The organism is Bradyrhizobium canariense (assembly GCF_900105125.1).
GTDB classification, from domain to species: Bacteria; Pseudomonadota; Alphaproteobacteria; order Rhizobiales; family Xanthobacteraceae; genus Bradyrhizobium; species Bradyrhizobium canariense_A.
In genome coordinates, this window is sequence record NZ_LT629750.1 from 7,058,101 (window position 1) to 7,080,471 (window position 22,371).

Genomic DNA, 22,371 nt, shown 5'->3' on the forward strand with positions numbered 1-22,371 from the left:
CGCGACGGTGAGGCCTAACCCGTCATGCAAAACACAGATGTCGTCGTCATCGGTGCAGGCGTTGCAGGTTTGACCGCGGCCATGATCGCCGCGGGCCAGGGCGTGAGCACGCTGGTGATCGAACAGCTGGCGCCGGGTGGCCAAATTGCTACGATCGAGTCGATCCAGAATTTTCCCGGATTTCCCGACGGCATCGCCGGCTATGAATTGGGGCCTTTGCTGCAGCAGCAAGCGGAAGCGGCTGGTGCAATGGTCCAGCTTGACACGGTGTCAGCCATAACGGTCGAAGGCAGTAATTACCGGCTGGTGTGCGCCGGAGAGGAGATCGTGGCCCGCGCGGTGATCATTGCCGCCGGCTCTGCGCTCCGCAAACTGGGAATTCCTGGCGAAGTTGAGTTTACCGGCCGCGGGGTGTCGCACTGTGCGGCGTGCGACGGTCCGCTGTTCAAAGGTCAGGTTGCGGTCGTGATTGGCGGTGGTGATTCTGCGTTCGATGAGGCGCTGGTTCTGGCTGGCTATGCTTCGGAGATCATGCTGATTCATCGCGGGTCTTCTCCGTCCGCACGTCCCAGCGCGATCGCGCAGCTCGCAGCGCTGCCGCACGTCCGCATTCTGGCCGATGCGGAAATCGTCGCAATCGAGGGCGACAAAACAGTGACGGGTGTCTCAATTCGCAGCGGTGCGGAAACCGAACGCAATCCCTGCCGAGCGGTATTTATCTACACCGGACTGGAACCGCGCAGTAGCATCGTAAAGGAAATCGTGAGGCTCGACGCCGACGGCCATATCGTGACCGACCCGATGATGCGCGCCTCGCGGCCGGGCCTGTTTGCCGCTGGAGATATTCGCGCCGGTTCGGTCAACCTGCTGGCTGCCGTTGCCGGCGACGCCGCCACCGCGGCGATATCTGCGGTTCGCTATCTGCGAGCCGAACACGAAAACAAAAATATCGATCGGGAAGGAAACGATTTTGGTGTTGCAGAGCGAAGCCGTCGCGCATCAGGCCACTAGCGGAGCCTGGACGTTGCCGGCGTCGTCGGGCGCCTGGTACAGCGTCGTGGTGCTCTCGCTGGTTTCGATGATGTCGAACATCGATCGCGGGATCGTCAATCTCCTGGTCGGGCCGATCAAGCGCGACCTGCATCTCTCGGATACAGCGATCAGTCTTCTGATCGGCCTTACCTTTTCAATTGCCTATGTGCTGTTCAGCTTTCCCTTGTCGCGTCTCGCCGACACCAAAAGCCGCAAGGTTATCCTAACGGCGGGTCTGACGCTGTGGAGCGTCGCGACCATGCTGTGCGGACTGGCGCAGCAGCTCTGGCAATTGTTCGCTGCCCGCGCACTGGTGGGCGCCGCAGAGTCAGTCAAGGGGCCCTGTTCGATGTCGATGATCGCGGATCTCGTGCCGCACGAAAAATTGCCGCGAGCGTTTGCGATCTATCAACTCGGCATCACCGGCGGCATGGCGGGCGCGCTGGTGATCGGCGGACTTCTGCTTTCCGTGTTTGCCGGCATGCCGCCGCTGTCGCTGCCGGGCGGCCTCGTCGTGCGCGACTGGCACATGGTGCTGCTTGTAACCGGACTTCCAGGATTATTGCTTGCGCTTGTCATGCTGGTGAGCGTCAAGGAGCCGGCGCGGCGCGACCGAAAATCTGCAGCGGGTGTGCCGCTGCGTGACGTCCTGCGATTTCTGGGCCTGAACTGGAAGTTTTACGCGCCGCTGTTTCTCAGTATCGCGGTGGCCTCGGTCGAGAGCTATGGGCTGCAGGCGTGGCGTCCGATGTTTTTCGAGCGCACTTATGGGTGGGGTCCAGAACGCGTCGGCCCCTTGCTCGGCGGCGCCATCCTGATCGCCACCCCGCTTGGTCTCTATCTCGGAACGCTGCTGGCGGAATATCTGACAAAACGCCGGCCCCATGATGCGCTGCTGGTGGCGTGCCTGATGAGCTATGGCCTTGCGATGCCGCTGCTCGTCGCCATGCCGCTGATGCCAAATCCCTGGCTCGCGCTCGCCTCGGGTTTTTTCGGCTTTACCGCATGGAGTATGACCGCGCCAGGCCAGAACGCCGCGATTCAGATCGTTACTCCCAATGAGATGCGCGGCCAGATCAGCGCGCTCTATCTGTTCTCGATCAGCGTGGTCGGCGGCGGCTTCGGTCCGACCGCGATCGCCCTGATCACTGACAGGGTATTTCACAACGAGGCGATGCTGCGATACGCGCTGTCGGGGTTCACCCTGATGGTCGGTCCGGTGATCCTGCTTTTGATTTTCAGCGCAATGAAACCCTATGCGCAGGCCTACCAGCGCATGCAGGCGGGCGCCTCATCGTGAGCGCCTGCTTAAACACCGCCGGCAACAGGCGGGAAACAAAGATAGCGGCGAAATCGCCGAAGCGGAGGGACACATGTTTCGCATCCAATTGACGGCCCTGGCAGTCATATGCGGTTTGGCCGCAGGCGCGGCTCATGGGCAAGGCGCCGCGGCGCCGCAAAAGAGCGTGCGCTTCGGCTGGCAGGCGGCGACACCGACAAGCACGTTCTGGATCGGGTTTGACCAGAAGACGTTCGAAGCCCAGGGGCTGAAGCTTGACCTCGCGAGCTTCAACGACAACGCGCCGGAGCTCGAAGCGGTAGTGGCACGACAGGTCGATCTCGCGGCGGTCGCGCCGGCGCCGACGCTGCAGGCGATTTCGTTTGGTGCGCCGCTCAAGATTATCTCGGCGGTGGAATATTCCTTCACCGATCAGGCGGGTACGCATTGGTCCGCGGTCAACCTGATCGCCCGCAAGGACGCCGGCATCCAATCGCTGAAAGACCTGGTCGGCAAACGGGTTGCGGTATTCGGCCTGTCCTCGAACTGGTATCTGGCGTTGAGCGACCGGCTCCAGGAAGCGGGATTAGATCCGAAGTCGGTGAAATTCTTGAGCATGCCGTATCCGCAGATGGAAGGCGCGCTGGTTCACAATGAAGTCGATGCCGCCGTCATGACTTCGATCGGCGCCTATCACGCTTCCCAGCGCGTGCCGGTCAACGTCCTGATGGCGAGCGATCAGATCACCAAAATACCGATCGACATGTCGCAGGTCATCGTCGGCCGGGCCGACTGGCTGAAGGATCATGAAGACGAGGCGGTGCGTTTTTTGATGGGTATGCTGGTGACGCGAAAATTCATCGAGGATGACGTCACAAACGACGACGGCGCCAAGGTCAAGGCGATTACCGCGAAGACCTTGAAGTACGACGAAGCTACCAACGAGGCCTTCTACAAACTGCGGGTCGCCTCGGCAGGCAAGGAGCTCTATATGCTCAATTCGCTCGATTTGCCGAGGCAGACGTTTGCGGCTTACGGCCAGATGCTGGTCAATGCCGGTCAATTGCGTGGCAAGCCGGCAGCGACGCCCGAGCAGGCCATCGACACCAGCTACCTTCGCAAGGCGTATGCCAGGCTTGGGATGAAGTGGGACGACAGCAAGGAGGTTAGCCAGTGAGCGTCGCGGTTACGCAAGGTGCTGTCCATGTCGACGTGAGGCGGATCAGTCAGCGCTTTCGCTCGGGACGTCAGGGTGACCTTTTGGCGCTTGATCGCGTCGACCTGCAGGCGAGGCGCGGCGAGTTCGTCAGCATCGTCGGCCCAAGTGGGTGCGGCAAGTCGACCTTGCTCTATATCGTCGCGGGTCTCCTGCAGGCCAGCGACGGACAAGTACTGGTTGACGACAAGCCGATCCATGGGCCGCATCCGGACCGCGGCCTGGTGCTGCAGAATTCCAGCATCTTTCCTTGGCGGACGGTGGAGGAGAACGTAGCGTTCGGCCCGCAGATGAGTGGACTGCCGGAGAGCGAACGCCGTTCGCTGGTGGCGCACTATCTCGACATGGTGGGTCTTACCAAATTCGCTGGCTTCTATCCCCGCGAGCTCTCCGGCGGCATGAAGCAGCGCATCGCGATCGCGCAGATGCTGGCCTGCGGGCCCAGCGTGTTCCTGATGGACGAGCCATTCGGCGCGCTGGACTCGCTGTCGCGCGAGGTGCTGCAGGATCAGTTGCTGCAGCTCTGGGAGCGCGATCGCAAGACGGTGCTGTTCGTCACCCACAGCATCGATGAAGCGGTGCTGCTGTCCGACCGCATCGTCATTATGTCGCCGCTGCCGGGCCGGGTGAAGGAGATCGTGGAGGTCAATCTGCCACGGCCGCGGCAGGAGACCCGCGCGCTGCCGGAGTTCGGACGCTTGCGCAACCACATCTGGTCGGCGATTCGCCAAGAAACCATGGAGGCCATTGGATGACCATCCTGACCACATCCGATCGAGCTCCGCGAACCGGAGCGGGCGGGGAGGGCGCCGCATCCGCCGTTCCGTCCACTGCCCATACGCCGACTCCGACCGGGAGCAAGACCTGGAACAGGCTCTCGGCAGTCGCGCGTTATTATCCGGTGTTTCTGATCTTTCTGATCTGGGAAGTGCTGTCGCGGCTAAACGTGCTCGACCCCATGTTCATGCCGCCGCTGGAGGATGTGGCGCGGACGTTCTATCAGCAGGTCTTCGTCACCCACGAACTGCTCAGCCATATCGAAGTGAGTTTCATGCGGGCTGGCATGGGGCTCGGACTTGCCGCGGTGGTCGGCATCGCCGCCGGGATCCTGATGGGGCGAATCCGCGCGGTCGAGAGCTTTCTCGATCCGCTGATCTCGGCCTTGTTCCCGACGCCGAAGCTCGCGCTGTTCCCACTGATGATGATCTTTTTGGGGATTGGGGACGCTTCGAAGATCGCGCTGATCTTTCTTGGCTGTTTCTTCCCTATCGTCATCAACACCTATACGGGCGTCAAGAACGTCGACAAATTCTTCGTCTGGAACGCGCTGACCAAGGGCGCCAGCCAGCGCCAACTCATCTGGCATGTGATCATCCCGGCGTCGCTTCCGTTCGTGTTTGCGGGCCTTCGGGTGGCAACGTCGACGGCGTTCCTGTTGATTGTCGCCTCCGAACTGATCGCCGCCAATGATGGCCTCGGCTATCTCATCATGTTTGCTGAGCGCTCGTTCGATCCGGCACTGATGTGGTGCGGCATCCTGGTGATCGCCGGCATGGGCTTTGCCGTCGATCGGCTGCTGCTGGCGCTCGGCGCGCGGTTGTTCGTCTGGCAGGATAAATAAACAAAAATAAATGGGAGCTAACTATGGCTGAAGGCGCATCGGAAACATCGCAAGCAAGTTCACAAGTCACCGCGATCGGGCTGCAGATGAAAACCGTCGGTGGCATGAAATACCGCCGGGTCGGGAAATCCGGACTGACGGTTTCCGAGATGGGCATCGGCTGCTTCTCCTTCGGCGACTTCGTCGAGGAGAAGGCCGCGGCAGCCGTCGTGCATTATGCGCTGGGCCAGGGCATCAACTATTTCGACACCGCCGACAGCTACGGGATCGGCGCATCCGAGGAAAAGCTCGGCGCAGCTTTGGTTGGCCGCCGCGAGAAGGCTGTGATCGCCACCAAGTTCTCCAACCGCATGGACCTCGGCCCGAACGATATCGGAACCTCGCGCCTGCATATTGTGCGGGCCTGCGAGGCGAGTCTGCGCCGGCTCAAGACAGACTACATCGATCTCTATCAGGTGCACTGGCCGGACCGGCTGACGCCGATCGAGGAGACGTTGCGGGCGCTCGACGATCTGGTCCGCGCCGGCAAGGTGCGATACCTCGGCGTTGCCAATTTCTTCGAATGGGAGATCTGCGAGGCGCAGTGGACCGCCGAGAAGTACAACCTGCAAAAGTTCATCTCGGCGCAGGATCACTATAGCCTGCTGTACCGCGATATCGAAAAGCGCATGGAGCCGTTCTGCGTCAAATACGGCATCGGTATGAATTCGTACTTTCCGCTGGCGGGCGGATTGCTGACCGGCATGTACAAGCGCGATGCGGCCGCGACTCCCGGCACGCGTGCTGCCGCAAGTCCGAATTATGCGGCGTGGAACAGTAAGCGAAATTGGGATGTGCAGGAGAATCTCAAGACGTTTGCAGAGTCGCGGGGATGGACGCTGCCGCAGATGTCGCTGGCATGGCTGTTGTCGCGGCCGGCGATGTCGACCATCATCGCCGGAGCCGACAAGCCCGAACACATCGCTCAGAACATCAAGGCGCTGGAAATCAAATTCACGCCGGATGACTTGATCGAGATCGACCGCCTGACATTGGTGGATGAAGACCGCAACGTGGCGCCAGTTTACCGCAAACTGCGGCCTGAAAAGGTGCACGAATTTGAGCCGAAGCAAGTCTGGCGCGCGAAGACGCGGCAATAACCTGCTCACGAGGCAATGAATGAAGCCGGATTTAACCAAAATCGGAAGCGGGGCGGGTGCTGTTGCTTCGCCTGCCTAGGGATCGCAAATTAATATCGCCGACGGGGCGCGAAGGGACCGCTCAACTAATAGTCCCAGTCCGGGCCAGCCAAGGCCCGCGTCAGCTGACGAAGAAGTACGTTCAGGTGTTCTTTGTCGGCGGGAGTAAAGTACTTGAACAAGAGCGCCTCGCGTTCGAGCGAAACCCGCAATAGCTTTTCGGAGAGCTCACGTCCCTCGACTGTCAACTTGGCGATTGCGGCGCGACCCCGCGTCCGCGTTTGCTCGACCGAAACGAACTTTCGTTCTTCAAGCAAAGCGAGACTTCGACTAACAGCGGCCTTGTCGAGATCGGCCGCTTCGGACAATTCACCCACATTGAGGAATTCGGTATCCTTGAGCACAATCAATAGGCGCCACTCCACCATGCTGAGATTCCACGCCGTGCGGTAATAGGCGGTGGCGCCGCGATTGAGCCGCGTGCCGACGCTCGATAGCAACACCGCGATGTGTTCTTCCCCGAGTATTCCGCCGATGTGCGACTCTCGCGGCTGTGCCTCGTTGGTCGCCAGTGTCTTGGTGGCAGGCATTCGAAGCGTCTCCTGGCAAGTCAGGAACCCTCCCACCGGATCGATTCCTATCACTTTGATCTAGATCAAATTGCTTGACATATCATTTATTGATCCATCAACATAAGCGCAATGTGGCCGCAGCGCCAAACCCAAAATGTAGAAAAGATCATGGCAGGAGATCACCAAGCGGCCGACGCTGATCGTCCGGCCACATATGCCGGGGCGATCGACTGTGACCTGCATCCCGCATTGCCCGGGATGGGTATGCTGTTGCCGTATCTTGACGATTACTGGCGCGAAATGATCTCGGTTCGCGCGCTCGATCGCCTCAATCTCAGCCTTACGAGCTATCCCCAAAACGCGCCGCTGTCGTGCCGCCCGGACTGGAAGCTCGACCGCGACCAAAAGCCGGGATCGTCGCTGGAAGCGATGCAAGCGCATGTGCTGGATCGTTATCAGGCGCGATTTGGCATTCTCAACTGCCTGTACGGTGCCCAGGTTATGCACAGCGAAGACATGGCCGCCGTGCTCTGCCGCGCCACCAACGATTGGATCCGTGATCATTGGCTCAGTCGGGATCCTCGACTGCGCGCGTCGATTGTGATCACGACGCATAATACCGAGCTTGCGGTTGCCGAAATCGAACGACGCGCCGACGACATGCGGTTCGTGCAGGTGTTGATGCTGGTGTCCGGAGAGGTCACGCTCGGACGCCGGCAGCTCTGGCCGATCTATCGCCTGGCGGAAAAGCTGGGCCTACCCATCGGCGTTCACGCCGGCAGCGCGTATCGCTACGCGCCGACCGCTGTGGGATGGCCATCTTATTATGTCGAAGATTACGTGTCGCAGTCCGCCGCGTTCGAAAATCAATTGCAGAGCATGATCTCCGAAGGCGTGTTCGCTAAGTTCCCCGGACTCAAGGTGGTTGCCATCGAGTCGGGACTGACCTGGTTGAGCGGTTTTATCTGGCGCGCGGACAAGACTTGGAAGGGCGTTCGGGCCGAGGTTCCCTGGGTGACGCGCCGACCTTCGGAAATCGTGCGTGACCATGTCCGCTTCACGGTTCAGCCGGTCGATGCGCCGGATGAGGCGGAAGCGATCCTGCGGCTGATCGAGCACCTAAATTCCGACGAGCTGTTTCTGTTCTCCACGGATTATCCGCATTGGCAGTTCGACGGCGATCGCGTGTTGCCGGACGGACTTTCCGGCGCGTTGTTGAATAAGATCACAAGCGAAAACGCGCTTGCGACCTACCCGCGCCTGGCGAAGGTTGATCATGCCATGGAGATCAGCGTATGAGCATCGTCGAACTTGAGCGAGGCAGTGCCGCCGAATCAAAGTTGCGGGTGATCGATTGCGATATCCATCCCGCGATGACTTCATGGACCGAAGTTCACCCCTATCTGGCCAAGCAATGGATCGAGCATCTCTCGGTCTATGGCAGCCATTTGCGTCATGCCTTTTCGGAAGCGCTGACCCATCCGCGGATGTCGCCGGACGCAGCGCGGGTCGATGCCTATCCCGAGGAGGGCGGTCCGCCTGGCTCTAGTCTGGACCTGATGCGGACCCAGCATCTCGACGCCAACGGCGTCGAAATCGGAATGCTGATTCCTTTGCGCTGGAATCCCGGCAGCCAACGCAATCTGGATTTCGGCGTGGCGCTAACCCAGGCCATGAACAGCTGGCAGGTCGAGCGTTGGGTCAAGAACGAACCACGGCTGCGTGCCTCGGTTCTCGTTGCACAGGAAGATACCGCAGCTTCAGTCGCCGAAATCGATGCGCGGGCAAGCGATCCAAGCTTCACGCAGATCCTGGTTTTACCGCGGACCGATGAGCCGCTCGGCCGGCGCCGCTATTGGCCGATTTTTGAAGCGGCGGTGCGTAACGATTTACCGATCGCCGTCCATGTCGGCGGCACCAATGGGCATCCGTCCACCGGGGGAGGGTGGCCGTCTTATTATATGGAAGAGCACCATGCGGTGGCGCAGACCATGCAAGCGGTCCTGACAAGTCTGGTGTTCGAGGGCGTATTCGAGCGGTTTCCGAAACTTCGCGTCGTGATCATGGAAGGCGGGCTGGGTTGGATCCCGTCGCTGACGGCGCGAATGGACAAGCATTGGTTGCGGCTGCGCAGCGAAGTGCCCCATTTGAAGCGACCGCCTTCCGAATATATCCGCGAGCAGGTCTGGTTCACCACCCAGCCGATGGAAGAGCCGGGCCGGGCCGCCCATCTGATCGATCTGTTCGATCGGATCGGCTGGGATCGTCTGCTGTTCTCGACCGATTATCCCCATTGGGACTTCGACGATCCACGTTACGCCTTCAAGGCGCCACTCAGCGACGCGCAACGCGACCAGCTTCTCTATCGAAACGCACGGGCGTTTTACGGATTCCGCTGATGGCGCGGCACGTCGTGGCAATGGTTGACGATATTCCACCCGGCAAGCGCAAACTTGTGAGCGTGAAGGGCCGCGAGATCGGAATCTTCAACGTCGGCGGCGAGTATTTCGCGGTCGGAAATCGCTGCCCGCATGAAGGCGCGTCCTTGTGCAAGGGGCGCATCGTCGGTCTCGTGGAATCCAGCGAGCCGGGGTCTTACCAGTTCAGCCGCCGCGGCGAATTATTGCGCTGTCCATGGCATGGATGGGAATTCGATCTAAGAACGGGAAAATCATGGTGCGAACCGGATCGTACCAAAGTTCGCAGCTTCGAGCTGAAAGTAGAATCCGGCGGGGCGTTGGTCGAAGGCGAGTTGCAAGCAGAAACCTTCCCGGTTTCGATCGAGAAGCAGTACGTGGTGATCGAAGTCTGAGAGCCGATCGAACGCTCGATCGCCATAACAATAAAACAAGGCGGAGGACGCAATCTTGGCGCTGAATTTGAAAAGACTACTTGCCGTAGTCGCCTTGTTAGCTGGTGCCGCGGTTCCTGCGTCGGCGCAAGATGCATCCTGGGACGCGGTTGTCGCTGCAGCCAAACAAGAGGGCAAGGTCGTCGTCTATAATATGGCGCTGGGCGCGCCTTACTTCCAGGCAGTTATCAAGTCATTCGAGAAGACTTACGGGATCCCCGTAGAGAGCCTCGATTTGCGCGCCAGCGAACTGGTCGAGCGCATCCGGACCGAACAATCGGCCGGACGCTATCTCGGCGACGCCGAAATGGTCACCACGACCATGATCGAAGAACAGCTCAAGAATGGCGACTTCATTCAGAAGCTGCCGCCGATCCCCAATGCCGCTAACCTTCGTCCGCCGTTCAAGACCACCGACTTCAGCGTGCCAGCCTATGTTCAGCCGATGGGCATTCTGATCAACACAAGGCTCGTTCGGAATGAGGACGTTCCGACGAGTTGGAACGACCTGAATGCGCCGAAATGGAAGGGCAAGCTGCTGTCGGATGACATGCGTCCGCTTGGCAGTGGCAACACCCTGTTCGCCATCCTGCAAAAAAACATGGGCGCTGATTTCAACGAAAAGCTGGCCGCGCAAAAGCCTGTGTTTAGCCGCGACATGCGCAATGATGCGCGTCGCGTCTCCCGGGGCGAATACCCGATTTATATTTCACAAGTTTTCGCCTTTGCCTCGGATCTCAAGGGTCTGCCGGTCAAGGTCGTGGTGCCGAAGGAGGGGGCTCCTTACGCGCAGATGGATATGGCGATGCTGAAGAGCGCGCCGCATCCGAATGCCGCGCGGCTCTTCATGCAACATTTCCTGAGCGTCGATTCGCAGGCACTTTATGCCAATGCCTGGATGCTTCCGGTCGTGCAGGGCGCGGCCGAACGTGCCGATCCGGACGCCCAGCCCTATGCGAACGCCAAGCTGATGGGCCCGGCTAAACTGTCTGAGCGCGCGGACATGATGGCGCTGGCCAGGAAACTCTACCCTTGAGGCCCTTCGTCCAATGACTCTTTCAGCCGACGATCGCGTATCGGATATCGTGACGAGGCCGTCACCGTCGAGCAGTTCCGCCGCTTGGCGATGGCTGCGTGCGACGCCGGCTGGCAGCATCGTCGGCTTGACGCTGCTGGCCCTTTTGCTGGCGTTTCTGACGGTCTACCCGCTGTCGATGCTACTCTATGGCAGCCTGCATTCGACGCCTCCTGGCGTCGTCGGCGTGTTCAATCTCGACGGCTATCGCGACATCGTTTCGCAGCAGAGTCTGCTTATCCTTCTCAATACCATCGGCATATCGCTGGCTAAGACCATCCCGTCGGTAATCATCGCGGTATTGCTGGCCTGGATTCTCGCGAGGACGGACACTCCGTTTCGCGGAACGCTCGAAGTGCTGGTGACGCTGCCGTTCTTTATCCCGCCGATCCTCACCGCGATGGCCTGGGGCATGCTGGGAAATCCGCAGGTTGGGCTTCTCAACCAGCTTTACCAGTGGATCACGGGATCCACGAGTTCGCCAATCAACGTCTATTCCTACGGCGGCGTGATCTGGCACATGATGCAATATTCTGTGCCCTTCCTGTTCTTGTTGATCGTCGATGCGTTTCGCGCGATGGATCCAAGCCTCGAGGAAGCGGCCCGGATGTGCGGGGCGACGCGCCTGCGGACATTCTTGACGGTGACGCTGAAGCTGATGCTGCCAGCGCTCACCGGCGCTGCTATCCTCAGTTTCATCCGCGGCATCGAGAATTTCGAATCGCCGTTGTTTTTCGGCTCGCCGGCCGGCATTCACGTCATCACGACTGACATTTACGATTCCATCAATCAGCGCTCGCCGCCGCAATATCAATATGCGACCGCGATCAGCTTCGTGATCATGGCGCTGATGTTCCTCATCATCTTGCTGCAATGGGGCGTGTTGCGCGGACGCAGCTTCCAGACGGTAACCGGCAAGGGCTATTCGCCGGCGGTGATGAAGCTGGGCAGATGGCGCTGGGTAACCTTCGCGTTTTGCGCACTGTTCTTCTTCGTCACGGTCGTTCTGCCGGTAGGTCAACTGCTGATCGGATCCTTTTTCAAGTTCTTCGGCTTCTATCAATGGGACATGCTGACGCTCGAACATTATCAGGAGGTGGCCGGCAGCAGTGAGTTCTGGCGCGGCTTCGGCAACACCATGCTTCTGGGTTTCGTTGGCGCCACGCTGACAATGGGGCTCGGCGGTACCGTCGCCTACATCTCGGTCAGGACCAGGTGGCGTGGACGCCGCCTGATCGATGCGATGGCATGGTTGCCCTGGATGATGCCGGGCATCGTTCTCGGAGTTGGTTTCCTGTGGGGCTTCGCGCTGCTGCCGCATGCCATCCCGATCTACGGGACGATCTGGGCGCTTCTGCTCGCCTATATTTCACTGGGCACTCCGCTCTCGGTCCGAGTGATGTCGAGCGCCTATGCTCAATTGTCGTTCGACCTTGAGGAGTGCTCGCGCGTCCACGGCGCGAGCTGGCTGCAGACGATGCAGCGCATCATGATCGCACTGGTCTGGCCATCCTTCGCCGTCGGCTGGGTGCTGGTGTTCTTCGGGATCATGCGCGAGCTCAGTGCTTCCGTGCTGCTTTACTCCGTCGGTTCCGAGGTTCTGTCGGTCGTCCTTCTGAAACTCTGGGCCAATGGCAGTGCAGAGCAGGTAAGCGTGATCGGCCTGTTGATGATGGTGATGGTGATCGTCTTCAGATGGGTCCAGCTAAGCGTCATCAAGAAATGGGTCGGCGCGCTGTAATGGTGCGGCGGATTTGAATTGGGTGCCTGATGTCTAATGTCGTGCTTGAAAAGGTCAGCCGCCGCTTCGGCGACTTCGCCGCCGTCAGCGATGTCGACCTGCGTGTTAGCGAGGGTGAATTCGTCACCCTGCTAGGGCCCTCGGGATGCGGCAAGACCACAACCTTGCGCATGGTGGCGGGCCTTGAGCAAAATACCGGCGGACGGATCAGTATCGGCAACGAACTGGTCAGCGATGCAGACTCGCGCATTTTCGTGCCGTCGGAGAGACGCCGTCTCGGCATGGTGTTCCAGTCCTACGCGATCTGGCCGCATATGACGGTGTTCGAGAATGTCGCCTATCCCTTGCGCGTGCGGCGGCGGTCCGCTGCCGACATCCGCGATCTCGTGTCGAAGGCGCTACGTCTGGTCGAAATGGAGCGGTTCGCCGAGCGCCCCGCACCGGCACTGTCGGGGGGCCAGCAACAACGCGTTGCCATCGCGCGGGCGTTGGTGTTCGAGCCGAAGGTACTTCTGCTCGACGAGCCCTTGAGCAATCTTGACGCCAAGCTGCGCCTGCAAATGGGCGATGAGTTTCGCGCCATTCAGCGACGGCTCGGCATGACGACGCTATATGTCACGCACGACCAGTCGGAAGCGATGGCGCTTTCCGACCGTGTCGTCGTGATGGATCAGGGCCGGATTCAGCAGATTGGGGCGCCAGAGGATATTTATCGTTACCCCGCTAACCGGACGGTAGCCGGTTTTTTCGGTACCCCCAATCTGCTCGCCGCCAATGTGGAGGCTTGCGCGCGCATCGACGGCGGCAAGGTACGGCTTGATGTGGTCGGTCGCGGTTGGCGCGGGCGTTGCGAGGCCGCGACCGAAGTGCCGGCTGGGCGAGCCGTCACGGTGATGGTGCGGCCCGAAGACATCAGCATCGCGGCTCCCGTCGCCGGTGCCGATGACGACGGCCTGCGCTGGTCCGGACGGATCGCGCATACGATTTTCCGCGGCCCGACGCGGTCGATCTTTGTGGAGACAGAGGAGGGCCGACTTAACGTCGATGCCCCCGCGTTCGGCGACTATGCCGTTGGTGACAATGTAACCGTGGCCGTTCCTCAGAGCGCGGCCTGGGCCGTGGTGGATCAAGGGGAGGCCAACTGATGAAACTTCCTTTTCGCGGAGCCGTCGATTGCGACATTCATCCCGCTGCGCCTCCGATGTCGGCGCTGCTTCCCTACATGAAAGACTACTGGAGCGATCAGCTTCACAATCGGCACGTCGATCGTATGGGTTTTACGATGACCAGCAACAATCCGCTGCTGTCGATTCATGGCCGCCCCGATTGGAAGCCCAAGGGTGGCGCGCCGGGCTCGGACATGGCGATGCTCCGGAGCCAGGCGCTCGACGCCTTCGGAACCGATTACGCCATCTGCAACATCATCCATGGCGCCGTTGCGCTGTTCAACGGCGATATGGCGTCGGCCATTCTCAGCGCGTTCAACGACTGGGTCGCCAAGGAATTACTTCCGACCGACCGCAGGCTTCGCGGCTCCATCGTCGTGTCGTTGCAGGACCCAAAACTCGCGGTCGCCGAGATCGAGCGGTTGGCGGGTAATCCCGATTTCGTCCAGATCTTGTTGCCATCGCTCGGCGAGATACCGATCGGACGCCGGATTTATTGGCCGGTCTTTGAGGCCGCCACCCGCGCTGGTCTCCCGATTTGCCTGCACGCCGGCGGCCTCTACCGGCAGGCGCCAATGGGAAACGGCTGGCCGTCTTATTTCGTTGAGGATTATGTCACGCAGTCCACCGGATTCGAGGGCGCATTAGTCAGCTTGCTGGCCGAGGGCGTGTTCCAGAAATTTCCCGACCTTACCTTCGTGCTGGCTGAAACCGGCGCGACATGGCTGCCGCCGTTCCTGTGGCGGCAGGACAAGATGTGGCTCGGCGTGCGCACCGAATTACCCTGGATCGATCGCATCCCGCGCGAAATCATCTGCGAGCGCGTCCGGCTGACGCTGCAGCCCTTCGACGCGCCGTCGGATCCAACCTTGGTAGAGCGGGTGCTCGACCATTTCGGCACGGACGACATTTTACTGTTCTCCACCGACTATCCGCATTGGCATTTCGACGGTGAGGACGTCATTCCGGACGGCTTTTCACTGGAACTCATTCGCAAGATCGCGATCGACAATCCCTATGCGACCTATCACCGACTTCAGAAGCCGCACATTGCAATCCCCGCTGCATCGGAGCTTTCCACATGACCCAGGACCTCCTTGAACGCGCCACCGCGCGTCCGGCCTCAACCCGCGCCTACATTGTCGATTGCGACGTGCATATCACCGCGCGATCCGCGGCGGACCTTTATCCATGGCTACCGGCGCGCTGGCGCGAGCATGTCGAGGCGATCGGACCGCATGTCCGCGGCGGCCTCTACAATCAGGAGCCGCACCCTCGCATGATGGCGCGCGGCATGCGGGCCGACGCCTATCCGGAGGAGGGCGGGCCGCCCGGCTGTTCGTTGGCGATGTTGCAGAACCAGCATCTTGATCCGAACGGAATCGAATTCGGAATGCTGATCGCGCTCGGACGCGGTATCTTCGAAGAGCGCAACCAGCACTTCGCCGAGGCGCTATCGACCGCGATCAACGATTGGCAGGTGGAACGATGGGTGGACCAGGACCGCAGATTGGTCGCCGCGATTATCGTGCCGCAGGAGGATGCGGAATTTGCCGCTGCGGAAATCGAGCGGCGTGCCTCTGACAAGAGATTCAGGCAAATTCTGCTTTCCCCGAAAGCTCAGGAGCCGCTGGGGCGCAAGCGTTACTGGCCGATCTATGCCGCCGCGGAGCGCGTCGGCCTTCCGGTCGCGTTTCACCCTGCCGCGATGGGCGGTGGACATCCCTCCGCCGGCGCGGGATGGCCCACTTATTACCTGGAGGAGCACAATACATTCGGCACGATCATGCAGGGCGTCCTGACCAGCATGATCTTTGAGGGCGTGTTCGAACGGTTTCCGAAGCTGAAGGTGGTCTCCGTCGAGGGGGGCTTCACCTGGGCGCCGAATCTGAGCTGGCGCATGGACAAGCATTGGTCGCGGTTGCGCGCGGAGGTACCGCATGTGCCAAGGCCGCCGTCCGAATATCTGCGGCGCAGCGTGTGGTTCACGACCCAGCCCATGGAAGAGACCCGCAAGCAGGCCCATCTGCGCGACGTCATCGATTGGCTGGGCTGGGATCGGCTGATGTTCTCCAGCGACTATCCACATTGGGATTTTGACGACCCGCGCTACGCCTTCAAGATTCAGTTGTCCGATGAGGAACGCAGAAAAGTGTTCAGCAGCAACGCCCGGGAACTCTACGGCCTGCCATGAACCGTCATGTCGTTGGCAAGGCCCCGGATATGCCGCCGGGCTCTCACAAGATCGTCGAAGTGGCCGGCCGCCACATCGGCGTGTTCAACGTCAACGGCGAGTTCTTCGCGCTGCTCAATCGTTGTCCGCATGGCGGCGCGGAACTGTGCAAGGGTGCCGTGGTCGGGTTGGTGCAGCCGCAGGGCGTTGGCGAATACACTATTGTACGGAAAGGCGAATTCATCCGGTGTCCGTTCCACGGCTGGGAATTCGAAATCAAGACCGGGCAATCCTATTGCGCGCCAAACCGGCTCAAGATCCGCAGCTTTGATGTCACCGTGCAAAGCGGCGATCAATTGGTAAAAGGTCCCTACGTGGCCGAAAGCTATGACGTTCGGGTTGAAGACGACTATGTCGTCGTGACCCTCTGAACAAACAAAAAGAGTTTTGGGAGGAATCATGATCGCGTTTCGCTTTGGGCCGCCTCTCGCCGTCGCGCGACGAGCACTTACTAGCCTGTGCGTCGTTCTGCCGCTGATAGGCGCAAGCGCGCCGTCATCCGCGCAGGTGGCGGATTGGGACAAGGTCGTCGCCGCTGCCAAGGCTGAAGGGGGGCTCGTTCTGTACACCGCGCTTGTGGGCGCCCCCTCCACCAAGGCGATTGCCAGGGCATTCGAGGCGAAATACGGCATACCCGTGCAAGTCCTGGAGGCGCGCGCCAGCGAATTGCGCGAACGCATACGCACCGAACAATCCGCCGGCCGGTACCTCGGTGACGTCATGTTCAATTCTGAAAATCAGGTTCTCATTCTCAACGCCGAGGACAAGTCTATCGTGCCTCATGAGCCCGTACCCGATGCGACCGGGCTCGTCGAACCGTTCCGGGACGATGGTCTCAAGGCGCCCGTCATGACCATCAATTATGGACTGTTGGTCAACAATCGGCTCGTCCCGCCAGGACAGGAGCCCAAGAGCTGGCGCGACCTGACCGATCCCAAGTGGAAAGGCAAGATATTGTCCGACGACATGCGGGCGGTCGGCGGTGGTTACGTTCTGTTTTTCGTGACCCAGGAAAAGTTGGGAAAGGGCTATAACGAAGCGTTGGCGATACAGGCTATCCAGTTCACGCGGGAACAGCGCGAAGCGGCACGGCGCGTGGCGCGCGGAGAAATGGCCATCTACATGCCCTTCATCTTGGGGGACATTCAGAACCTCAAGGGCCTCCCGGTTCGCACAGTCCTGCCTGCGGAGGGCGCGCCTTACGTTCTCTATGCGACCGCTGCCATAAAGGGCGCGCCGCATCCGAACGCCGCGCGCCTTTATATCGATTTCTCGATGTCCGACGAGGTTCAGCAGATATTCGCGCAGGACGGATTTGGCGTCGTGCGGCACGGCGTTCTCGATAAGGTCTCTCCGGAGGCGCGTGCGATAGCCGATGTCAAATTAATGGGCGGCTCCGACCCGGCGCGGCAGAACGAAATGCTGGATCTGGCGCGCAGCATTTACAAATGAGTCGAATGGGGCAATTTCTTCTGTGGTCCTATGAGCAGCTCGTGGCAAACCATAGCTTGAACTGCATAGGTTTTCATACAAATGGAGTCAGTCTGCTAGCTGATAGGAATGGCGTAAAACGGAGGCAGTTCTTCACTGATAAGGTTTTAGAAGAAACCTTATCAGTTGGAATCGGGATCACGGCTAGACCGCCCATTCGTCTTGTTCGCATAGTGCTGGGTTATCAGCCGGCGCTACCGGAACTGCGTCTCCTATTCAGAAGCCTCGATGGCTTTACCAATGGCGGCGATCTCATGCGGCGCGGATGGCCCGCTGAAGGTCAATGCCAGTTCGTCAACGCCTGCCGCCTTGTAGCGCCTCGCAAGGGCCAGGCATTCCTCCGGTGTTCCATAAAGTGAAAATGTGGTTGCGTAGCGCTCGTCGAGAACGTCCGCTGGATCTTGGCCGCTGTTAATATCGCTCGCTGCTTCGGCAAATTCTTCTTCACTGAGGCCGGTCCCAAGCAGCAGCGCCTCCTTCGCAGACGAAACCTTTTGCCCAAGCGCCCAGAACCGAGGCATCATCTCGCCCACGATGCGTTTTGCATCTCTGAACGCCTCGAGCGGTGCGCCGTTGGTGATGCAGGGCATGTATTGAACGACGAGACCGGCAGATCCATTTTTGGCACCGAAACGAGCGGAGCGCATTAACTCCGCGGAGCGTCCGGCGTATCCGGCTGAGCACATATTCGAAACCAAGAGCCCATCAGCCGCTTCACCGGCCAACTTTATCGTCAGATTGCCTCGGCCGGCCAAGAAAATCGGAATACCCGACCGCGGCTTATAGTCGAGCTTGATCTTCTTGGCGGAGAATCTTTGACCGATGTAGTTGACCTCTTCGCCGTTGAGCAGCGCGCGCAAAATGATCAAAGCGTCTCGAAGCGCAGGAACAGGCTTTTCTGCATCGATTCCCATTTTGGAAGAAGCTGCCATGATACCTGCTCCGAGGCTTATGCTGGCCCGACCGTTCGATAGTTCATCCAGGGCGCCCACTTCCATCGCCATCATCGTCGGATGGCGATTGAACGGATTAAAGACACCGACATGAATGTGAACGCGTTTGGTCGCAACTGCGCAAGCGGCTGCTGCCGGCCAGATTCCTCTTGCGAAGGCGTTTTCCGCAAACCAAACGCCTGAAAGTCCGGCCTTGTCGGCGGCGACTGCCAGCTCCACGCACTCCCGCGGCGGGATTGAGCCGTCCAGTCGTATGCTGATCTTGGGAAGGTCGCTCATTGCGGTTGCACGGTTGTTTTAGGGGTACTGCTCATAGGCTTCACCTGCTGCATCAGTCTCCAGATGTTTGATGGCGACAATGGCAAATCTCGCGGCTCGACGGACATCGAGCGGAGCGCGGCCGCTATTGCATTTCCAATCACTCCCCCGACGGCGATCAGACCTCCTTCGCCGGCGCCCTTCGCGCCAAGAGGATTGTTCGGGCAGGGGCGAAGGCCGAGCGAAATGCCGCGAATATTTGGGAAATCCGTCGCTGTCGGCAAAAGATAGTCAGCGAGGGAGCCGGTCAGCAACTGGCCGTTCTCGTCGTACTGCAAGTGCTCGAGAAAGGTACTGCCCAGCCCCTGGACGATGGCGCCGAGAATCTGACCGTGTAGGGTCGCCGGGTTGATGATGCGACCGACATCGTCGACTGTCATATAATCGAGAAGTTCAACGTGTCCGGTGCCGGGGTCGACCGCGATGTGAGCCGCATGGCTCCCATAGCTGTAGGTCAGCTTGTGGTTTTCGAACTGCCGTTCGACCTCCGATCCGGCAAAGGTGGAAAACTCGATGGATTTTTTCCCGTACCGAACATAGCCATCGGATACCGAGACGTCGCCGTACTCACATCCGAAATGCCTTGCGCCTTTATCGCGGAGCATCGCAATGAGAGATTCAGCCGCTAGCAGAATCGCAGACCCTCCCATAACGGTCGAGCGCGAATGGAACGACCCGAAACCTTGCGTTACCAGCGTCGTTGATCCATGTAATAGCTGGATCCGTTCGATCGGCATCGAAAGCGCGTCGGCCGCGACCTGACTCAATATTGTCTGAAGACCCTGCCCCAATGCCGTAGAGCCGACTGCAACGGTGACAGTTCCGTCAGTCTCGATCGTCATCCGGGCATTTTCGAATCTGCCGCCAGCTCCGCCTTCGACAAAATTGCCGACGGCGATGCCGTGATAGCGGCCATCGATCATCTGGCCCTGAATCTTCTTCTTTTCGTTCCAGCCGAATTCGTCAAGGCATCGCTGCATGACGATACCGTACGCGCCGTTGTCGAGTTCTGTCTGCCAGGTGCGGTCGAGACCGGCCATCGTCGCGAGCGGACGGGGCAGCTGATCTTCCGGGATTAAATTCTTCAGGCGAAATTCCGCAGGATCAATGCCCAGATCATTAGCTGCCATATCCAGTAGCCGTTCGCAAAAGAAACTGGCCTCGTATCGACCCGGACCGCGATAGGTTCCGGTCGGTGTCTTGCTGGTGAGGTAAGAAAAAGCATCGATCGCAATATTGGGCATCAGATACGGGCCCGAGACGAACTGAGCCACGTTTCGTGGCGTCGTGAATCCGTTGGTTCTTACATAGGCGCCCAGATCGATATCGATACGGCCCCTTACGCCGACCACGGTGCCGTCAGTACGACAGGCGATTTCCAGGTCCGCATACATTTCGCGGGCATGGTTCATCGCCATCAGATGTTCCCGACGATCTTCGATCCATCGGACCTTCCCGCCCAGATAGCGCGCGGCAAACGGAATAAGAAAGTCCTCGGGATAGAACTCGCCGCGCGCACCGAAACCGCCGCCGACATCGACTTCGATCAAATCGACCTGCGACTGTCGCAATTTCAACATTTCGGCGAGGACGCGCCGATTGAAGAACGGCACCTTGGTTGCGCCGCTGACGATCATCCGCTCAAGTTCCGGATCCCATTCGGCAAGCAGGCCTCGCGTTTCCATGGGGGACGCGGTATGCCGCTGAACGCTGAACTTTTCTCTGCGTTTGTATTCGGCCGTCGCGAAGGCCGCGTCAGCATCGCCCATTCGAGCGTAAAAAGCCGTCGCCAGATTGGTGACGGTGTCTTCGAACAGGAGCGTCTGGCCAGACGCGGCGATCTCGTGGGTCGCGACCGCGGGAAGTTCGTCGATTTCGACTTCAATGAGCTCGGCAGCATCTTCTGCGATGCACTGCTCCGAGGCAATAATGACGGCGACAGGCTCACCGACATACCGGACTTTTTTGTCCGCGATCACGGGTTGGCGATAAGGCTCTCCTTCGGGCTTCCCATGCTGTCGAATTGGAATGATGGGGACCTCGCCGATTTCAGCCGCGGTAAGGACGGCCGCGACTCCTTCCAACGACCTCGCAGGCCCAGCTTCGATTCTCCTGATTCGTCCATGAGCAAACGGACTTCGAAGGATCACGGCATGGAGCAGCTTGTCCGGCTTAAGGTCGCCGACAAACGCGCCGGCGCCTGTGAGCAGACGGAAGTCTTCAATTCTGTCGAGCGGGCTGCCGATATAGGCGTTCGATCTCTTCATGCGGCAGGTCCGCTCCGGGAATAGCTCGCGCGTGCATCCATGACGGCTTCCACGATCTGAACATAACCGGTGCAGCGGCAGAGGTTTCCGGACAAGACTTCGCGAATGCGTTCCTCATCCGCGTCTGGCTCCTCTTTGAGAAAGACGTGCATGGTCGTCAGTATGCCTGGCGTGCAGAAGCCGCACTGGACCGCGTGATGCTTCCGAAACGACGCTTGCAGCGCTGAAAGTTCACCCTGGTGGGCCAACCCTTCGACAGTCGTTATCTCGGAGCCATCCGCCTGAACCGCCAGCATCAGGCACGAACGGACAGCAAGTCCATCGACGATGACGGTGCAGGAGCCGCAAACACCATGTTCGCAGCCGACATGCGTTCCGGTGAGGCGCACGACGTCACGCAAGGCGTCCGCAAGCGTCATACGGGACGACAGGTTCAGCGCCTTCTTCACCCCGTTTATCGTGATTGCAACCGGTACTGAGGTCATGGACGTGTCCGTTTGGCCGCTTCCGCCAGCGCGCGTGTGACAAGGGTTGCAAGCAGGGATCGACGATAATCGGAATCAGCATGTACGTCGCTCCGCACATCGATGTTCCGAACGCCGTGCGCTGCGGCTTCTTCAAAAATCTGCGAGTTCGCGCTGTTGCCCAGAAGGAACTTTTCCGCTTCCTCTAGCCGCAGCGGGGTGTCTGCGACCCCAAATGCTCCGATACGGGGCGAGCGGATATTTCGGCCCTCGTCCTTGTCAAAAAAGACGATTGCGCCAGCCATGGCAAAGTCTCCCCTGCGCCGCGAGAATTCCTGAAAGCCGAAGCTCCGCTCTGTCGGCCAAGGCGGAAAGTGCAAGGAGACGATGACTTCGTCAGGCTCAAGCGCTGTCACGAGGGGTGACAGAAAGAACTCCTCTGCGGGTACTGACCGTCGCCCGTTCGGTCCGGCAACGGCGATCATCGCGCCGCAGGCGACGGCCAGCGCCGGCAGCTCGGATGCTGGGTCGCCGTGTGCCAGGCTTCCGCCCACTGTTCCCCGATTTCGTATCGCGTAATGGGCGACGTGTTTAACCGCGATCGAGAGCAACGGGTGTGCGTCTGGCAAACGAGCATCGTGCTCAATATCGCGCCAACGCACCTTTGAGCCGAGTTCGACGCCGCGATTGGTAACGGTAATGCGATCGAGATCGGGAATAAGCTTGAGATCGATCAGGATACTGCATGATGCCAGACGAAACGCCAGCATCGGCATCAGGCTTTGACCACCGCTTAACAGCTTGGCATCCCCGCCGTGCAACTCCAGAAGCGCGATGGCTTCGTCGAGCGACCGCGGCGTCAAACAGCTGAGAGGAGGAAATTTCACGAGCCCATTCCCGATGGCGTGCAGTGG

Annotated in this window: 21 protein-coding genes; 16 read left to right on the forward strand and 5 right to left on the reverse strand. The window is 59.8% G+C overall.

The features are described from left to right. The first annotated feature begins 24 nt into the window (after positions 1 to 24). The 6 genes from BLV09_RS33315 to BLV09_RS33340 all read left to right on the forward strand — a co-directional run bounded on the left by BLV09_RS33315 (position 25) and on the right by BLV09_RS33340 (position 6,287). Positions 25 to 1,011: an NAD(P)/FAD-dependent oxidoreductase gene (locus BLV09_RS33315; RefSeq protein ID WP_146690437.1), complete on the forward strand. Its 987-nt coding sequence runs from the start codon at positions 25 to 27 to the stop codon at positions 1,009 to 1,011. Further along, entirely contained in the window at positions 974 to 2,332 is a 1,359-nt protein-coding gene (locus tag BLV09_RS33320; protein ID WP_146690438.1) for a spinster family MFS transporter, read from the forward strand. Before BLV09_RS33315 ends, BLV09_RS33320 begins: the two co-directional genes overlap by 38 nt. A gap of 73 nt (positions 2,333 to 2,405) precedes the next feature. Further along, the gene (locus BLV09_RS33325) at positions 2,406 to 3,488 is read left to right on the forward strand and encodes an ABC transporter substrate-binding protein (protein WP_167558968.1); all 1,083 of its coding nucleotides are present in this window, start codon (positions 2,406 to 2,408) and stop codon (positions 3,486 to 3,488) included. Between the two features lie 35 nt (positions 3,489 to 3,523). Beyond that, positions 3,524 to 4,282 carry an ABC transporter ATP-binding protein gene (locus tag BLV09_RS33330; protein WP_146691405.1) on the forward strand — a complete coding sequence of 253 codons (759 nt, stop codon included), beginning with the start codon at positions 3,524 to 3,526 and terminating at the stop codon, positions 4,280 to 4,282. Continuing rightward, a complete protein-coding gene (locus BLV09_RS33335) occupies positions 4,279 to 5,148 on the forward strand; it encodes an ABC transporter permease (protein ID WP_146690440.1) in 870 nt (289 codons plus the stop codon). Before BLV09_RS33330 ends, BLV09_RS33335 begins: the two co-directional genes overlap by 4 nt. A gap of 23 nt (positions 5,149 to 5,171) precedes the next feature. Continuing rightward, a complete protein-coding gene (locus BLV09_RS33340; protein ID WP_197685000.1) occupies positions 5,172 to 6,287 on the forward strand; it encodes an aldo/keto reductase in 1,116 nt (371 codons plus the stop codon). Positions 6,288 to 6,412: 125 nt separating this feature from the next. Here the strand turns inward: BLV09_RS33340 and BLV09_RS33345 are convergent, their stop codons facing one another. Further along, positions 6,413 to 6,916: a MarR family winged helix-turn-helix transcriptional regulator gene (locus BLV09_RS33345; protein ID WP_146690441.1), complete on the reverse strand. Its 504-nt coding sequence runs from the start codon at positions 6,914 to 6,916 to the stop codon at positions 6,413 to 6,415. Between the two features lie 150 nt (positions 6,917 to 7,066). On the opposite strand from BLV09_RS33345, the gene BLV09_RS33350 reads away from it, so the two are divergent. From BLV09_RS33350 to BLV09_RS33395, 10 genes are read left to right on the forward strand one after another with little or no spacing between them, the layout of a single operon-like run. Further along, the gene (locus tag BLV09_RS33350; protein WP_146690442.1) at positions 7,067 to 8,197 is read left to right on the forward strand and encodes an amidohydrolase family protein; all 1,131 of its coding nucleotides are present in this window, start codon (positions 7,067 to 7,069) and stop codon (positions 8,195 to 8,197) included. Continuing rightward, positions 8,194 to 9,297 (forward strand): amidohydrolase family protein, encoded by a 1,104-nt coding sequence (locus BLV09_RS33355; protein ID WP_146690443.1) that lies wholly within the window; start codon positions 8,194 to 8,196, stop codon positions 9,295 to 9,297. Before BLV09_RS33350 ends, BLV09_RS33355 begins: the two co-directional genes overlap by 4 nt. Further along, a complete protein-coding gene (locus BLV09_RS33360; RefSeq protein WP_100386433.1) occupies positions 9,297 to 9,710 on the forward strand; it encodes a Rieske (2Fe-2S) protein in 414 nt (137 codons plus the stop codon). Before BLV09_RS33355 ends, BLV09_RS33360 begins: the two co-directional genes overlap by 1 nt. Before the next feature lie 55 nt (positions 9,711 to 9,765). Then, positions 9,766 to 10,785: an ABC transporter substrate-binding protein gene (locus BLV09_RS33365; RefSeq protein ID WP_244548874.1), complete on the forward strand. Its 1,020-nt coding sequence runs from the start codon at positions 9,766 to 9,768 to the stop codon at positions 10,783 to 10,785. 13 nt (positions 10,786 to 10,798) lie between these two features. Next, on the forward strand, positions 10,799 to 12,565 hold the full coding sequence (locus tag BLV09_RS33370) for an ABC transporter permease (protein WP_146690444.1): 1,767 nt from the start codon (positions 10,799 to 10,801) through the stop codon (positions 12,563 to 12,565). A 29-nt stretch (positions 12,566 to 12,594) separates the two neighbouring features. Then, on the forward strand, positions 12,595 to 13,710 hold the full coding sequence (locus tag BLV09_RS33375) for an ABC transporter ATP-binding protein (protein ID WP_146690445.1): 1,116 nt from the start codon (positions 12,595 to 12,597) through the stop codon (positions 13,708 to 13,710). Beyond that, positions 13,710 to 14,816: an amidohydrolase family protein gene (locus tag BLV09_RS33380; RefSeq protein WP_146690446.1), complete on the forward strand. Its 1,107-nt coding sequence runs from the start codon at positions 13,710 to 13,712 to the stop codon at positions 14,814 to 14,816. Before BLV09_RS33375 ends, BLV09_RS33380 begins: the two co-directional genes overlap by 1 nt. Next, a complete protein-coding gene (locus BLV09_RS33385) occupies positions 14,813 to 15,925 on the forward strand; it encodes an amidohydrolase family protein (protein ID WP_100386437.1) in 1,113 nt (370 codons plus the stop codon). The genes BLV09_RS33380 and BLV09_RS33385 overlap by 4 nt, the downstream gene beginning before the upstream one ends. After that, positions 15,922 to 16,335, forward strand: coding sequence for a Rieske (2Fe-2S) protein (locus tag BLV09_RS33390; protein WP_146690447.1), 414 nt, complete (start codon positions 15,922 to 15,924; stop codon positions 16,333 to 16,335). Before BLV09_RS33385 ends, BLV09_RS33390 begins: the two co-directional genes overlap by 4 nt. A gap of 28 nt (positions 16,336 to 16,363) precedes the next feature. Next, on the forward strand, positions 16,364 to 17,416 hold the full coding sequence (locus tag BLV09_RS33395) for an ABC transporter substrate-binding protein (protein ID WP_146690448.1): 1,053 nt from the start codon (positions 16,364 to 16,366) through the stop codon (positions 17,414 to 17,416). 251 nt (positions 17,417 to 17,667) lie between these two features. Here the strand turns inward: BLV09_RS33395 and BLV09_RS33400 are convergent, their stop codons facing one another. From BLV09_RS33400 to BLV09_RS33415, 4 genes are read right to left on the reverse strand one after another with little or no spacing between them, the layout of a single operon-like run. Beyond that, positions 17,668 to 18,687, reverse strand: coding sequence for an LLM class flavin-dependent oxidoreductase (locus tag BLV09_RS33400; RefSeq protein WP_146690449.1), 1,020 nt, complete (start codon positions 18,685 to 18,687; stop codon positions 17,668 to 17,670). Then, positions 18,684 to 20,993, reverse strand: a complete 2,310-nt coding sequence (locus tag BLV09_RS33405) for a xanthine dehydrogenase family protein molybdopterin-binding subunit (RefSeq protein WP_146690450.1) — start codon at positions 20,991 to 20,993, stop codon at positions 18,684 to 18,686. The genes BLV09_RS33400 and BLV09_RS33405 overlap by 4 nt, the downstream gene beginning before the upstream one ends. Then, positions 20,990 to 21,478 (reverse strand): (2Fe-2S)-binding protein, encoded by a 489-nt coding sequence (locus BLV09_RS33410; protein ID WP_100386442.1) that lies wholly within the window; start codon positions 21,476 to 21,478, stop codon positions 20,990 to 20,992. The genes BLV09_RS33405 and BLV09_RS33410 overlap by 4 nt, the downstream gene beginning before the upstream one ends. Then, entirely contained in the window at positions 21,475 to 22,320 is an 846-nt protein-coding gene (locus BLV09_RS33415; protein ID WP_244548875.1) for an FAD binding domain-containing protein, read from the reverse strand. Before BLV09_RS33415 ends, BLV09_RS33410 begins: the two co-directional genes overlap by 4 nt. Between the last annotated feature and the right edge of the window lie 51 nt (positions 22,321 to 22,371).